General features: G+C 71.0%; 11 protein-coding genes. 5 read left to right on the top strand and 6 right to left on the bottom strand.

Going from position 1 to position 15152, the window contains the following annotated elements; genetic code table 11:
- Positions 1-4: 4 nt before the first annotated feature.
- Positions 5-1054, bottom strand: coding sequence for a YihY/virulence factor BrkB family protein (locus OHN19_RS42905; protein WP_330269433.1), 1050 nt, complete (start codon positions 1052-1054; stop codon positions 5-7).
- A 149-nt stretch (positions 1055-1203) separates the two neighbouring features.
- Here OHN19_RS42905 and OHN19_RS42900 point away from each other — a divergent pair, with 149 nt between their 5' ends.
- Positions 1204-1809, top strand: a complete 606-nt coding sequence (locus OHN19_RS42900; protein ID WP_330269432.1) for a dihydrofolate reductase family protein — start codon at positions 1204-1206, stop codon at positions 1807-1809.
- Positions 1810-1910: 101 nt separating this feature from the next.
- Positions 1911-2642, top strand: a complete 732-nt coding sequence (locus tag OHN19_RS42895; RefSeq protein WP_330269431.1) for an alpha/beta hydrolase — start codon at positions 1911-1913, stop codon at positions 2640-2642.
- A gap of 175 nt (positions 2643-2817) precedes the next feature.
- Here the strand turns inward: OHN19_RS42895 and OHN19_RS42890 are convergent, their stop codons facing one another.
- Entirely contained in the window at positions 2818-3162 is a 345-nt protein-coding gene (locus tag OHN19_RS42890) for a helix-turn-helix domain-containing protein (protein ID WP_330269430.1), read from the bottom strand.
- Positions 3163-3258: 96 nt separating this feature from the next.
- Here OHN19_RS42890 and OHN19_RS42885 point away from each other — a divergent pair, with 96 nt between their 5' ends.
- Both OHN19_RS42885 and OHN19_RS42880 read left to right on the top strand, forming a co-directional pair.
- On the top strand, positions 3259-4140 hold the full coding sequence (locus OHN19_RS42885; RefSeq protein WP_330269429.1) for an NAD(P)-dependent oxidoreductase: 882 nt from the start codon (positions 3259-3261) through the stop codon (positions 4138-4140).
- A gap of 809 nt (positions 4141-4949) precedes the next feature.
- Positions 4950-6134, top strand: coding sequence for a type III polyketide synthase (locus OHN19_RS42880; RefSeq protein ID WP_330269428.1), 1185 nt, complete (start codon positions 4950-4952; stop codon positions 6132-6134).
- A gap of 75 nt (positions 6135-6209) precedes the next feature.
- On the opposite strand, the gene OHN19_RS42875 is transcribed toward OHN19_RS42880, so the two are convergent.
- Positions 6210-8372 carry a SpoIIE family protein phosphatase gene (locus OHN19_RS42875; RefSeq protein WP_330269427.1) on the bottom strand — a complete coding sequence of 721 codons (2163 nt, stop codon included), beginning with the start codon at positions 8370-8372 and terminating at the stop codon, positions 6210-6212.
- A gap of 286 nt (positions 8373-8658) precedes the next feature.
- On the opposite strand from OHN19_RS42875, the gene OHN19_RS42870 reads away from it, so the two are divergent.
- Positions 8659-11151 (top strand): SpoIIE family protein phosphatase, encoded by a 2493-nt coding sequence (locus OHN19_RS42870; RefSeq protein ID WP_391197452.1) that lies wholly within the window; start codon positions 8659-8661, stop codon positions 11149-11151.
- Positions 11152-11170: 19 nt separating this feature from the next.
- Here the strand turns inward: OHN19_RS42870 and OHN19_RS42865 are convergent, their stop codons facing one another.
- From OHN19_RS42865 to OHN19_RS42855, 3 genes are read right to left on the bottom strand one after another with little or no spacing between them, the layout of a single operon-like run.
- A complete protein-coding gene (locus tag OHN19_RS42865) occupies positions 11171-12331 on the bottom strand; it encodes a substrate-binding domain-containing protein (protein ID WP_330269425.1) in 1161 nt (386 codons plus the stop codon).
- Positions 12332-12387: 56 nt separating this feature from the next.
- A complete protein-coding gene (locus OHN19_RS42860) occupies positions 12388-13494 on the bottom strand; it encodes an ABC transporter permease (protein ID WP_330269424.1) in 1107 nt (368 codons plus the stop codon).
- Complete coding sequence (locus OHN19_RS42855) at positions 13491-15038, bottom strand: sugar ABC transporter ATP-binding protein (protein ID WP_330269423.1); 1548 nt, start codon at positions 15036-15038, stop codon at positions 13491-13493. The genes OHN19_RS42860 and OHN19_RS42855 overlap by 4 nt, the downstream gene beginning before the upstream one ends.
- Positions 15039-15152: the final 114 nt, after the last annotated feature.

Below are 15152 nucleotides of genomic sequence, written 5' to 3'. Positions count from 1 at the left end.
GCTGTCACCGCTCCCCCAGGCGGTGCCGGTCCTTCTCGTCCCACTTCCGGGTGTCGCGAGGCTGGGTGTAGGGCTCGGCTTCGGCCGGATGGCCACCGGCGATGGCTCGCTGGCGGGCGATCTCGGCGTCGAACTCCAGCCCCAGCAGGATCGCGAGGTTGGTGATCCACAGCCAGAGAAGGAAGACGATGACGCCGGCCATGGTGCCGTAGGTCTTGTTGTAGGAGGCGAAGTTCGCGACGTAGAGCGCGAATCCGGCGGAGGCGATCATCCAGATCAGCAGGGCCAGGAAGCTGCCCGGAGTGATCCACCGGAAGCCCTTCACCCGCGCGTTCGGGGTGGCCCAGTACAGGATCGCGATCATCGCCGTCACCAGGAGCACGAGTACGGGCCACTTGGCGATCGACCACACGGTCAGGGCCGTGTCCCCGATCCCGAGCACCTGCCCGGCCTGGCGGGCGAGACTGCCGGTGAAGACCACGATCAGCGCGCTGATCACGGCCAGCACCATCAGCACCACGGTCACCACGACCCGCACGGGAAGCAGCTTCCACACCGGGCGGCCCTCGGGCATGTCGTAGACGGCGTTCGCGGCGCGGATGAAGGCGGCGACGTAGCCGGACGCCGACCAGACCGCCAGCACCAGGCCGACGATGGCCATGACGGAGCCGATGCCGGCATTGCCCTGCAGCTGCTGGACAGCGCTGGTGATGATGTCGCGGGCGGAGCCTGGGGCGAACTGCTGGAGGTTGCTCAGCACCTTGTCGGTGGTCGACCTGCCGGTCAGGCCCAGTACGGAGACGAGCACGAGCAGCGCCGGGAAGAGCGCCAGCACCCCGTAGTACGTCAGCGCCGCCGCGCGGTCGGTCAGCTCGTCGTCCTTGAACTCGCGCAGGCTGCCCTTGAAGGCGGCACCCCACGAGCCCTTCGGCAGTTTCGTCGGCGTGGCCGGGGCCCTGCGCTCCACCTCCGGCCCGGGGCCGGCCTCGACCGGCGCGGATGACTCATCCTGAGCGTGATGTTCTTTTCGTCCTGGAATATGCAGCTTTGTCATGCGAGTCGTGTACCCGCCTCGCTCATCTCAAGCGCGGCACCTTTGCAGCCGCGGCTGCACGATCAGATCGCCCCCCCGTGGACCTCGCTCGTACCGCCGATGATTTTCCGGTGGCAGCACGGTCTGTACGTCGACGGAAGGAGCGCACCATGCGCAAGATCATCGTTTGCACGTTTCTGACACTGGACGGCGTCATGCAGGCGCCGGGCGGTCCGGACGAGGACACCCAGAGCGGCTTCGAGCAGGGCGGCTGGCAGAAGCCGGTGAGCGACGACGAGGTCGGCGCCGCCATCGCGAGCTGGTACGAGCCGTCCGACGCGATGCTGCTCGGCCGCAAGACCTACGAGATCTTCGCGTCGTACTGGCCGACTGCCGATCCCGGCAACCCGTTCACCGAGCGGATGAACAGCATGCACAAGTACGTGGCGTCCCGGACCCTGACGAGCGTCGAGTGGCAGAACTCCACGCTGCTCGAGGGCGATGTCGTCGATGCCGTACGCACTCTGAAGACGTCCGACGGCGGCGACATCAACGTCGTGGGCAGCGGCGACCTCGCCCAGACCCTCATGCGGCACGACCTGGTCGACGAATACCGGCTGACCATCCATCCGGTGATCATCGGCTCCGGAAAGCGGCTGTTCGCCGACGGAGCGATCCCCACCTCGCTGGAGCCGGTCAGCGTCTCGACGACCAAGAGCGGCACCGTCGTCGGCGTCTACCGACCGAACGGGAAGCCCGCATACGACAGCTATTAGGCGAAGGCGTACCCGGAAGCACGCGCTGAAGGGCGGGGGGGTGAGGATGGCAGTGCCTCGGTGCCTCCCTCGCCGCGGGTATGTCGGAAGGTGGGAACGCCGTGCGCTTGCTCTCCAGTACGTCGTGGGACGGCGTGATCGAACAGCCCTTCACGCTCGACGAGATCCCCGGTGTGCTGTGGACGCCGGAAGGTGGCCTCGGGACGCGCCCACTGATCCTGATGGGACACGGCGGCGGGGAGCACAAGAGGGCTCCTGGCATCGTGGCCCGCGCGCGTCGTTTCGCCGCCGAGGGCGGGTTCGCGGTCGCGGCGGTCGACGTGCCGAACCACGGCGAGCGGCCGACGGGCGAGGAGTTCGACCGCCTCGCGTCGGAGTACCGGGCGCGGGTGGCCGCCGGAGCGGATACGGCCGCGCTGGACACCGCCCTGTACACGCTGGTGGCCGGGCCGACCGTCGCGGAATGGCAGGCGGTCCTGACCGCGGTCCAGCGGCTCGACCGCGTCGGCGGCGGGCCGGTGGGCTACTGGGGCGTGTCGCTGGGCTGTGCGCTCGGCATGGCGTTCGTCGCCGCGGAGCCCCGGGTCCGTGCGGCGGTGCTGGGCCTTCAGGGAGCGCCCGTGCTGGCCGGGGCCGCCGCGCAGGTCACCGTGCCGGTGCAGTTCCTGGTCCAGTGGGACGACGAGCTGATGCCTCGCGCACAGAGCTTGGCGTTGTTCGATGCCCTGGGTTCAGCCGAGAAGACGCTGCACGCCCACCCTGGTGGGCACGGGGATCTGCCGCGGTTCGAGATGGACGACTCGCTGCGGTTCTTCAGCCGCCATCTGGGCTGATACGTCTGTGGCCCACGTCGGCGACGGACACCTCCGCCGGATCGTCACCAATCGCGGATGCATGGACCGAACGACTCCGGGCATGCGGGGCTGTAGGGCCTTGCAGCGCTGTTCCCCCGTGGCGTTGCAAGGCCCTTTTCTGGTCTGACACCGGTGGCCGTACCCCGGCATCTCCCTAGCTGCCCCGGGTCGTCCGTTCACGCCCCCAGGCGGCCAGTGGCTGGAGTGCCTCGTTGAGGCGTTGCCCGGCTTCGGTCAGCGAGTACTCGACCCGGGGCGGCACCTCGTCGTAGGAGACGCGGTGCACTACGCCGTCCGTCTCCATCTCCCGCAGATGAGACGCCAGCACCTTCTCGGTGATCCCTGGGAGCAGTCGACGCAGCTCTCCGAAGCGGCGGCGGGGGTGCTCGTGGAGGGCCCAGAGGATCAGCACCTTCCACTTGCCACCGATCACCTCCATGGCCGTGTCGATCCCGCAGACGTGTCCGTCCGGTGCGCCCGGTCGGTTCAGCGTCGTCATGCCCCATCCCTCCGACGTGCTCGCTCACCCCGGGGTAACCACCCACTCCGAAGTACGTACTTGATCACTTCCGGGCCTGTGGCCAGCCTAATCCGCATGACACAGAACACCTTTGAGAAGACCTCCCTCACGCTGCTCGGCCTCGGCACGATGGGCACCGCGCTGGCTCGCGGCTGGCTGGCCGCCGGCCATCCCGTCACCGTGTGGAATCGCACCCCGGCCCGTGCCACGGCGCTCGCAGGGGAGGGTGCGAGCGTCGTCGACAGTGCCGCCGAGGCGGTCGCGGCGAACTCCCTCGTCCTGGTCTGCCTGTTGGACGACGCCTCGGTCGGCGAGGTGCTGGCCGGTACCGACCTTGCCGGCCGGGATCTGGTGAACCTGACCACCGGCACACCCGCCCAGGCCCGCTCCCGCGCCGAGTGGGCCCGTGAGCGCGGCGCCCGCTACCTCGACGGCGGCATCATGGCCGTCCCGCCCATGATCGGCACACCGGAGGCGGGCGGCTTCGTCTTCTACAGCGGCGCGCGGGACGTCTTCGAGCGACACCAGCAGATCCTGGGCGTTCCGGCCGGGACCGTCTACGTCGGCGAGGACGCCGGCCATGCCGCCCTGTACGACGTGGCGTTGCTCAGTGCCATGTACGGCATGTTCGCGGGTGCCGCGCACGCCTTCGCCCTGCTCCGCAAGGAGGACATCGACCCGGCCTCGTTCGCCCCGCTGCTCGCCGACTGGCTCGTCGCCATGACGCCGTCGGTCCACCAGACCGCCGACCAGCTGCGGAGCGGCGATCACACCACGGGGGTCGGCTCCCGTCTCGCCATGCAGGTGGCCGGTATCCCGACCTTCACCGGCACTGCGGAGGAGCAGGGCGTCAGTCCGGAACTGCTCAGCCCCTACTTCGAGTTGATGCGCCGCCGTCTGGCCGAGGGAGGCGGCGAGGAGGGGCTGACCGGCGTGGTCGACCTGCTGATGCGCTAGGGAGTCTTCGGAGGGGCAAGCAGTGCGTGTGCGGCTTCTACCGTGTGCTCCATGGGTGATGCCCCTGGGGGCGATGTCCCCGCCACGGTGGAGGGCGCGATGGCCTGTTGGTCGATCGGGAGACACTGTCGCACCTCTACGGTTTGGAGTTCAGAATCCATTTGATCGCCGGTGAGCCCTACGCCGACGCGGCGATTCCCACCGGCGCGACTGTCGACCTGCCGACGTGGATGATCTCCGTGAGAGCGTCGTGGCCTTCGGCAACCGACGCGAGGTCTGGTTCCGCGTCAACCGCGGCCCGGTGACAACCGGCCGGAACAAGCCGGTTCCCTGGGCTCGGGGCCGACTGGTAACCGGTCGGCTGCACGGCACCCAGTTCGGGACGAACGCCGTACCGAACGCGGGCAGTGCGATGTTCCCTGACCGTCATGACCTCGTCGAGGGCACCTCGCCTGAGGCACGGGCGTACCGTCGGCATGTGGCCAGGCTGCGCCATTCCGCACCCCAGCGAGCGGGACGGCCAGTCCGCCCTGAGTTCGGCATGAGGACACGGCGGCGCTCCGGCGGGTGATGCCTCGCCCGATCTGAACGAAGACCCCTCTGCGACAGTGTGCGCCGTTTCACGCAACCCAGAACCTCCCAAGTTGCCCAGATCACAGCGCAAACGCCCCTGTGGCATCCATGCTCGAAACGGACACTGACTCATCAATCGGTGCGCACTGTCGTGGAATTGGATGAATCTTTCCCAAGTGGCATATGACACGGCGCCCGTGACAAATCATCTCGTTCCCTGTAGAAAGGCGCCGATCATGGCCGCTTACCTGTGCCCGCCTGCCGTGATACACGGCAAGCACGCCGTGCGGACCAGCCAGATCGTGGACGAAGTGCGCGGTCGGCACCCGAACGCGGCGTGGGCGCCGCGGATCGACGGCATCGCGGCCAGCACGGGCATCGAAACCCGTGGCTGGATGCTGCCGTTGGAGGCCGCCGTCGCGCCCGGCAGCGGAAACGGCCTGCCGGCAGCCGGCATCGGACCGGCCCGTGAGGCGCTGGCCGGTGACGGGTTCACCGAACAGGACGTGGATCGCGTGATCGCCGCCCTTGAGGCGATACCCGCGCCGCAGACCGTCCAGGAGCGCACTGCGCCGGCCTGGTCGGCAGTGCAGTCCTACGGTGAGCGTGCGGCGCGCGGGGCCCTGCAGATCGCCGGGCTGGACGCCGCGAACGTCGACTGTCTGATCACCAGTCACTCCACCACCCCCGCACTGCCGGGGCTGGACGTCTCACTCGCCAACAGACTCCCGCTCCGGCGTGACGTACTGCTGCTGCCGGCCACGCAGTGGGCGTGCATAGCCGGGACCCGCTCCCTGGCGCTGGCGGCGGATCTCGTGGCCGCGGACCCCGACCGGGTGGTCCTGGTCGTGATCGCGGAGGCACTGAGCACGACCTACCAGCCCGCGGACGACACGCTGGAATCCCTGATCGTCCGGTTGCTGTTCGCGGACACCGCGGTCGCCGCGGTGGTCACGGGCCGCCCGAGGCCCGAGTCGACGCTGCGACTGGACGCCGCCTGGCACCACACTCTGCCGGGCACCCAGGACCTGCACCGCCTGGAGACACGGGAGGACGGCACACACTTCGTGATGGACCGGCGCGGGCCGCGCGCCGTGCAGGAGACGGTCACCGCGATGTGGGAGTGGTTGCGCCTCCGATACCAGGACGCCCCCGGCTCCTGGCACCCCGATGTTCTGCTCGCCCATCCCGGCGGAACGCGTGTGCTGGAGTACATGGAGCAGACCATGCCCGACGGGTGGCCGTCGGGACTCCTGCGCTACAGCCGGGACGGCTACACCAGCGGCAACCGCGGAGGCGCCGCCGTGTTCGACATCATGCGGAGGGCATACGACGCCGGGCAGAAGCCGGGCAGCCGTGCCGTCCTGTACGCGGCTGCCCCGGGCCTCACCGCCACCGCCCTGGAAGGCGAGTGGCTGTAGGGCGGACTCGCGCCCCTCGTGACGCCGGTGCCGCCACCCGACGAACCGGTCCCGCGCCGCCCGGCCGACACCCCGTCACCGCTCGACCGAAGCCCAGACCACCTTCCCGGTGTCCGTCCACCGCACGCCCCACCGGGTGGTGAGCCCATGCACCACGTGCAGGCCACGGCCGGCGTCGTCGAGGAGTCCGCCCGGCCCGAGCCGCGGCCTGCCGTTGCCGGTGTCCCCCACCTCGCACAGCAGCCCGTGACCGGTCCTGATCAGCCGTACCGTGATGGGTCCGTCGGCGAAGCGGACCGCGTTGGCGACCAGTTCGTCGACCACCAGCAGCACGCTGTCCCTGGTGTGCTCTCTGGTGCCCCACTCCCCCAGCAGCTCGGAGACCAGGGTGCGGGCCCGAGCGGCCGCGTCGCCACGGGCGGGCAGACGCCACGTCGCGGTGTCCTCCTTGCGGTAGCCGATCATGCGGGCGATCAGCAGAGTCACGTCGTCGCGCCGACGCGTGGGCGCCACCGCCGAGACCACGCGCCGCGCGGCCTGCTCCAGGGCGTCCCACGGGTGCACCGAGGACACGGCGTCCGTCAGCCTGTCGATGCCTTCGTCGATCGACAGGGCGGGATCCTCCACCAGTCCGTCGGTGTAGAGGGCGAGCAGAGAGCCCGGGGGCGCACAGAACGCGTGCACGTCGTACGGCTCCCGCAGCGCGAACTCGGCGCCCAGCCCGGGGTGGGGGCGTAGCGCGACCGGGCCGGCGGGGCCGTCCGGGGGTACCAGGACCGGGGGAAGGTGGCCGGCGCTGGCCACCGCCACATGGTGGCTGACCGGGTCGTACACGGCGATGCAGCAGGTCGACCCGAGGGCGCTGTAACCGGCCGCCAGTCCGGACTCCGCGTCGTCCAGCAGCGACACGGTCTCGTCCAGGTGCTCCAGCACCTCGTCGGGCGCCAGCCCCGCTGACAACAGCGCGCGGGCCTCCATGCTCAGCTGTCCCATGGTCGCCGCGGCGCCCAGCCCGTGCCCTACGACGTCTCCGACCACCAGCGCGGTACGGCCGTCCGGCAGCGGAAAGCTGTTCACCCAGTCGCCGCCGACGCCCGCACTGTCGGGGGTGGCGGGCTGGTAGACGCTGGCCGTCTGGATGGTGTCGCCGCCGGACCGTGGCAGCAGTCGGCGCTGCAAGGCCAGTACCTGTGTGTGCTCGCGCTGGTGCTGACGGGCCAGGTCCACGTGGTGGGAGGTCCTGGTCACCAGTTCCTGCAGGTCGAGCAGCTCGCTGTCGGCGAAGGGGCGGTCCGCCCGCCGCCAGACCTCCGCGACGCCCAGGACGACGGGCGGCGTGCCGTCCAGGACCAGCGGTATGCACACCACGGCCACCGCCTGGTCGCCGGGCACCAGGGCACGGACCAGCCGAGGATCATCGAGCACTCGCTCGATGGCATCCCGGTCGGGTACGACGATGGCCTGCGCGGCATCGTCACGCCGCATGGCCTGCGACAGCAGCCGACTGGCGCCGCCGGGGAGATCGTCGCCCGGGGTCACATAGCCGTCGGGCCACGCCCGGTCCGGCACCAGGGCCGCCCGCCGCAGCCGGAGGCGCCCCTGCGGCTGCTCGGTGACCGCCTCACCCGTCCACACGGCGAAGTCGAGGTCGATGGCGGTCACGTCACCCCAGGCCAGCAGGGACTCCGCCAGCGACTGCGCGGTCTCGCCGATGTCCAACGAGGTACCGATCGCCGTCTCGGCGGCGTACAGGTGCAGCCTCCGCGCCATGGCGATCAGGGAGACGGTCAGGCCCTCCTGAGGCGCCGCGGCGGCCAGGATGCTCATCGAGACCACCAGCTCCGAACCGTCGCCGCGTCGCAGGCGCTGGACCCGGGCGACGTGCGGCTCACGTGTCTCGAGGACCTGCCGCAGCCGCCGGGTGACCGTGGGTACGTCCGCGGGAGGCAGGAGATCGACGAAAGGGCTCCCGGCCACGACCTCCACCCCCGCGAAGACCGGGGCACCGAGATTGCAGCGGGTGATTCTCAGGTCCCGGTCCAGATTGACCGCGCCGAGGATTTGCTCCTGACCGGTGGGCGTCGGGTTGTCGGATACGGCTCGGCGGGCGGCGTTGTCCCCCCGCGGATCGGCGGAACCGGCGGCCGCTGCCGCTCCGTCGACTGGCATGTACTGACCCAAAGCGCTGCTGACCATGTCGAACGGTGACACAGACGAGGGGGGTGGGGTGGAGTCCATGCGACTCTCTCAGCTCGCTCGCCGACCCCGGCACCACGTCGGAGCCGTACCAGAACCCGGGCGACAGAGTCCCGGGATTCTTGACCGCAAACTTCATTCAATAACACCCTGGGCCGCTTCGCCTACACCAGCGGGCCCCACGATGGTCGTCACCGCACTGCACCGGCACGCCGTCGAGGCCGAGTGGCCTGCTAAGGCTGACCACCCCGCCACAGAGAGGGGCGAATGACCCTAAACTGGGAAAAGCACTCCATGGATGATCGAGGGCAGCGTGTCGGCCAACGGTATGGCATCGAGCTCATACCCGCTCAGCGCCGCGGGTGTCGGCGAAGCGCCCGAGCGCGACGACGCGTTGGTCAGGGCCGTTCTCCATGCCGTGGAGGTCACCGGAGCACACACCGGAAGCGTGTTCCTGCTCTCCGGCGACCATCGCTCGCTCGTCGTGGCCGCCTCCTGCGGGACACCGCCCTCCCTGCTCAGCGGATGGCGTCGGATCCCGGTCAACAGCCATATGCCGGTGGCGGAGGCATGCCGCTCCGGGCGCATGGTCCACCTGGCCGGCGCGGAGGAGACGATGCGGCGCTTCCCCCAGCTCTCGATCGCCCTGCCCTACCCGTTCGGCTCCGCATCGGTCCCCGTGCGGGCCGGTGAGCGGACTTTCGGCGCCATCGCCGTCGTGTGGACACCCAAGCCGGACGGGACAGGACTGTCGAGGGCGCAGCGCGGGCAGTTGCGCTCCGCCGCCGACCGGCTGGGCACCGCCCTCGCCGGACTGCGGGCCCGCGGCACCCTCGGCGAGTACGACGAGCGGACGGCTCCGATACTCGTCCCGCTGCCGTCCGCTCCGGCGATCCGGGTGGGCCTGTTCGACTGGAACCTCGACACCGGAGCCCTCACCGCCGACGACGAGCTGTGCGCGATCCTCGGGATTCCGCCCCGCGCGTTCGACGGTCGGGCGGACACACTGGCGGCCCGCATCGAGCCGGCGGATCTGCCCGGCTTTCGGTCCGCCGCCCGTGCCGCGGTCGAGGAGGGGCACCTGCTCGCGCACCACCTGCGGATCCTCGACGGCCGTGGTGGGCACCGCGTCGTCGAGCTGTGGGGCCGGGTGCCGGAGAGCCCCGACGCCCCGGAGGCCCACCTGGTCGGCGCCGTGCTCGACTCCGGGAGCGGCATGGCCGCGGTGGCGGCGATCGAGCGCCTCGCGGACGGTTTCTTCGCGCTCTCTCCCGACGGACGCCTCGCCTACGCCAACCACAGCCTGGAGGATCTGCTGCGGGTCCGCCAGGACGAACTGCTCGGCCGGCGCCCCTGGGACGTGCTGCCCTGGCTGGCCGATCCCGTGTACGAGGATCGCTACCGAGCCGCCGCCGTCTCCCAGCAACCGGTCTCCTTCCTGGTCCGCCGCCCACCGGACGAGTGGCTGGTCTTCTCCCTCCACCCGGGCGCTCAGGGCATGACGGGATGGGCCTCACGAGTACGGCAGCCCCTGCCGGCCGGCACCGGGCCCGGCACACCGGTCACCGAGGAGGGGCCGCCCATCTCCCTGGCGCCTCCGCCCGGGGCGCCCCGCGTGGGTTCCCTCTACCGGGTGCTCACGCTGGGCAGTGCCCTCACCGAGGCGGCCACCGCGAACGAGGTGTTCGATGCCGTCGCCGACCAGTTGCTGCCGGCTTTCGGCGGCCAGAAGCTGGCGATGGCCGTGGTGGAGGAACGGCGCCTGCACCTGCTCGCTCAGCGCGGCTACTCGAAACACTTCCTCGCCCGCTTCGAAGGCACCCCGCTGCACGCCCGGCTGCCCGTGACGGACGCGCTGACCTCCGGGGTCCCGCTCTTCGTCGAGTCCCGGGAGCAGCTCCGCGAGAGCTACCCCGGGCTCGCGGTGGGGCACACCAACTCCTGGGCGTTCCTGCCGCTGATCGCCTCGAACCGCCCGGTCGGCGCCTGCATGCTCGGTTTCGACGACGTCCACCGGTTCCCCGACGAGGAGCGCGGAGTCCTCACCGCGCTGGGCGGCCTGATCGGCCAGGCCCTGGAACGCGCCAGACTCTACGACGCCGAATGCGCACTCGCCCGCGGCCTGCAGGACGCGCTGCTGCCGCACCGGCTGCCGACTCTGCCGGGGCTGCGCATCACCGGGCGCTATCTTCCGGGCACCAGGGGGATGGACATCGGCGGCGACTGGTACGACGTCATCCCCACCGGCGACGAAGTCGCACTGATCGTCGGGGACGTCGAGGGGCACAACGTTCCCGCGGCGGCCGCCATGGGCCAGCTGCGCAGCGCCATGCGGGCCTTCGTCGCCTCCGGCCACCGACCGAGCGACGTCGTCGCCGGCACCAACCGGCTCCACATGGACCTCGACCCGGCGCTCCTCGCGAGCTGCTGCTACGCCCGCATCAGTCCCCGCTCCGGGATCGTGCGTATCGTCCGCGCGGGCCATCTCCCGCCCCTGCTGCGCCAGCCCGACGGGCACACCAGGATCCTGGATCTGCCCGGCGGCCCACTGCTCGGCATCGACGCGAAGGCACGATTTCCGGAGTCGGAGCTGCGTCTGGCTCCCGGGTCGGTCCTGGCCCTCTACACGGACGGGTTGATCGAGAGGCGCGACTCGGACATCGGCTCCGACGTCGAGCGACTCCGGGGGTCGCTGGCCCGGCTCGGCGGGGGTGGTCTGGACGATCTGGCCGACGGGCTGCTGCGGGATGCCTGCCACGCCTCCCCCGACAGGGCGGACGACATCGCGCTCCTGCTCACCGAGTACGCCCCGCCACGTTGACCGGTCCCTGCCGCCGCTGTCACGTGCCCCAGATCTTCCGGTACGCCTCCCGGTATCCCACCGGATCCCAGGTGGTGGCGCCGTGGCTGTTGTCGGCCGTGCTGATGTGGACGGGGGCCACATACCCGCTGGCCGGCCGGACGGAGAAGGCGCGATTGAACTCGTCGACGATCTGCCAGCCCTGCAGGGACAGCGGCTCCGGCACGGTGGCCGCCTGGTACTGCTTGCTGTTGATGCGCTGGAAGGCGGAGGGATCGCCGTCGCCGGCGCCGATGTTGAAGGGCGGGCCGGAACCCTCCTTGCCGGCCGCGCGGAACGCCGGGGCCGCATCGGCGAAGTACAGGTCGTTGATGGCCACGGAGTGGGTCCATCTCCCCTGGAAGCGGGAGAGCAGTGAGGAGATCTCCCGGGGCATGCGGCTGCCGGCGTCCTGGATCGGGATGTTCTCGTACGCCAGCAGCTCCACCCCCGCGCAGGTGGCCAGCTCTTTCCTGATCAGGTCGGACTTGTACTTGGCGAAGGGGATCGAGGCGTCGGTGAAGACCACGGCCCCGGCTGTGCCGTCGGAGCTCGCGATGACCCACTGCGCACTGGCTCTGGCCACGTCCTCGACTCTGGTGGTGACGTTGGTGAAGAGCTCGGGGCGTCGGCTGGGGCCGGGGGAAGCGACGGCGTGCCAGCCGATGAGCGGGATGCCCGCCGCGTTCGCACGCGCCACCTGCTGCGAGGTCGAGCCCGGGTCGAAGCCCCCGATGACGATGCCCGAGGGCCTGAGGTCCACGGCCTCGCTCATCGCCGCCTGGATGCCGGCGGGGGTGCCGCCACCGTCGATCACCCGGGCGTGCCAGCCGATGACGCGCGCGGCTTCCCGCACGCTGTCCGCGACGCCCGCGACGCCGGGATTGGTCATGGTCTGGGCGACGTAGACGATGGTCTTGTCGGCCACCGCGGTGGGGCCGCTGGTCGGTCCGTTCCAGGGGATGTCCGTTCGCTCCGCCCGGCTGACGGCCGCCTCGGCCCTGGTCTGGACCGCGGGGCAGCCGCTCGGCCCCGAGGTGGCGGGCGCAGGGTCGCTCGACGAGCCGCGTACACAGCCGGCCACCACGAGGACCGCGACGACCAGGGCGGTGCCGGCGGACCGCGCGTTGCGGAGGGTGGGGGTGTTGCGGTTGCGGTGCACGGAAGCTCCTCGCGGAGGGTGCCGTCCGGGCACTCTGGCGGTGCCCGCGGCGTGGGTCATGGAGGGCTGCCCTGCGTGCCTCCGTCCGGAGTCACGGCGGGCGGATCGCGGGGGACGACCGCGCCGGTGCGCAGTCGGCGTCGAGCGGAGTAGCCGGCCAGTCCGACGGCGAGGAGCAGGGTGCCGCCGTAGAACAACGGGACCGTCCAGAAATCGCCGCCCATCTGGGCGATGCCGGTGAGGCCGACGGCGAGGACGGCGACGGCGACGAGGGTGCCCAGGGCGTTGGGGCGCCCGGGTTTGATGGCGGTGGAGCCGAGGAGGGCCCCGACGAACGCGGGCAGCAGATAGTCGAGGCCGACGCTGGGATTGCCGATCTGCTGCTGGGCCGCGAGCAGCACTCCGGCGAAGCCGACGATCAGTCCCGACGCGGCGAAGGCGTAGACGGTGTACCTGCGGGTCGGGATGCCGACCAGGTCGGCGGCGCGTGGGTTCGACCCGACGACGTGCAGGTACCTGCCGAGCGGCAGCCGCTCCAGAACCACCCAGAGGACGACCGCGAGCGCGAGTACGTAGAAGGCGGGAACCGGCAGGCCGAGGAACGTCGAGTCGTAGACGTCGGTGAAGGCGGCCGGGAGGCCTTGCGGGCCGGGGACGATCCGGCCGCCGCCGGTGACCCATCCGGTCACCGCGTACATCATGCTGCCGGTTCCGAGCGTGGCGATGAACGAGTCGATCCGTCCGAATTCGACGACGACACCGTTGAGGACGCCCACGACACCCCCTCCGGCGATCACCGTGAGGCAGGCGAGCGGCCAGGGCCACCCCTCGACCACGACGAGCTGCATCACCATCACGTGGGCCAGGCCGAGGCCGTAGCCGATGGAGAGGTCGAACGCGCCGGTCACGATGGGGACCATCGCGGCGAGCGCGAGGACGGCCGGGATGGACTGGTTGGACAGGATCGAGTCGACGGTGTCCCGGGTGGGAAAGGTGCGTGGCAGGGTGAGGGAGAAGATCAGGAAGAGCAGGGCGGTGAGGGTCAGGAGGCCGTAGGCGCCGATGAGTTGCCCGCCCCGGCCGCGCGGTCGGGCGACTCGCAGCCATGAGCCCGAGCGACGCGGTCGTGGCGGGGGCGCAGCCGGAGAGGGAGAGCCGGTCACGGATTCGCCCCGCTACCGGAGGTGGGCAGGGCCGAAGCCGCCCGTGTGAGCTCGGTGACCGTGAGGGCCGGGCCGGTCAGCTCGGTCGTCACGGATCCGCGGACGAAGACCAGGGCACGCCGGCACACGCCCGCGACCTCCTCGAAGTCGCTGGAGACGAGGAGGACCGCGAGGCCGGCCGCGAGTGCCTCGGCGAGCAGGCGATGGATCGCGGCTTTGGCACCGATGTCCACGCTCGCCGTCGGTTCCTCGAGGATCAGCAGGCGCAGGGCCGGCCGCAGCCACCGGCCGATCATGACGTTCTGCTGGTTTCCCCCGGACAGGGTGGCGATGGCGGCCTCGCTGTCGTGGGGACGCACCGAGAACCGTTCGATCAGCGTGCCGGCCTCGGCACGCTCGCGGCGAGGGCTGATCCAGTGCAGCGCCGACATTCCTCCCGCCCGGGGGTTGGCCAGGAGGTTCTCCCGTACGGTCAGCCCGGCGAGGCAACCCTCCCGCTGTCTGTCACCGGGTACGAGGGCGACACCCCGTGCGACGGCGTCCGCGACCGTGCGGGGACGGTACGGGCGTCCGCCGAGAAGGGCCCGTCCGCCGAGCAGCGGCCGGTCGCCCGCGAGGGCTCGGGCGAGGCCCATGTGTCCGGCGCCCGTGAGGCCGACCAGGCCGAGGACTTCCCCCCGCCCGAGCTCCAGACCGACCGGTCCCGCGTCGGGGGTGCGCACCCCGTCCAGGGTCAGGATGGCCGGGCCGCCGGCCGGGGTGGTGACGACGCGGTGGTCGGTCGGCTCCTCGCCGGTGATGGCGCGCACCAGGGTGGCAGGAGCGTGGGTCGCCGGCGAGCCGTGGCTGACCAGGCGTCCGTCGCGCAGCACGGCGAAGGTGTCGGCGACCTCGTACACCTCGTCCAGGCGATGACTGACGTAGAGGATGCCGTGGCCCCGGTCGCGCAGGGTGTGCAGCACCCGGAACAGCCGGGTGCAGTCCGCGGCGGGCAGGCGGGCGGTCGGCTCGTCGAGGACGATGAGTCCCGCCCGTGCCGCCAGGGCTCGTGCGACGGCGACCAGCGAACGCTCGGCCGGGGCGAGGCGGGCGATCGGCGCGTCGGGGTCGAGATGTCCGGCGACGACCCGCAGGGCCTCGGTGCACTGTTCCCGGGTGCGGCGCCAGGAGATCAGTCCGGCGCGGCGCGGATACCCGGTGCTCAGAGCGATGTTCTCGGCTACCGTCATCCACTCCACCAGGCCGAGATCCTGATGGATGAAGGACATGTGCCGGGACGCGGCGTGACTCCCGAGCGGGTGCCCGGCCACGGTGACCTGTCCCGAGTCGGCGTGGTGGACGCCGGCGAGCACTTTGATGAGCGTGGACTTCCCGGCTCCGTTGGGACCGAGGAGGGCGAGGACGCTACCGGGGTGGACATCGAGGTCGACCCCGGCGAGCGCGAGGGTTCCCCCGAACCGCTTGACGAGTCCGCGGACACGGACCAGAGGTTCCGCCCCGAAGGGCGGGACCGCATGCGCAGAGGTGTCGTGGGCCTCGTGCACGGACCTCTCCGAGGTTGGAGCTGGTGTGTTCTTCCCGATGTACACCAGTGATGTTAGCCGTACATATCGCGCATTATCCGACATCCCGGCACTGTCTGTGCCCCGAGCGGAGCA

It is taken from the genome of Streptomyces griseorubiginosus (genome assembly GCF_036345115.1).
GTDB lineage: Bacteria > Actinomycetota > Actinomycetes > Streptomycetales > Streptomycetaceae > Streptomyces > Streptomyces griseorubiginosus_C.
Note: the sequence above shows the minus strand (reverse complement) of the source record. Positions and strands in the feature narration are given on the sequence as shown.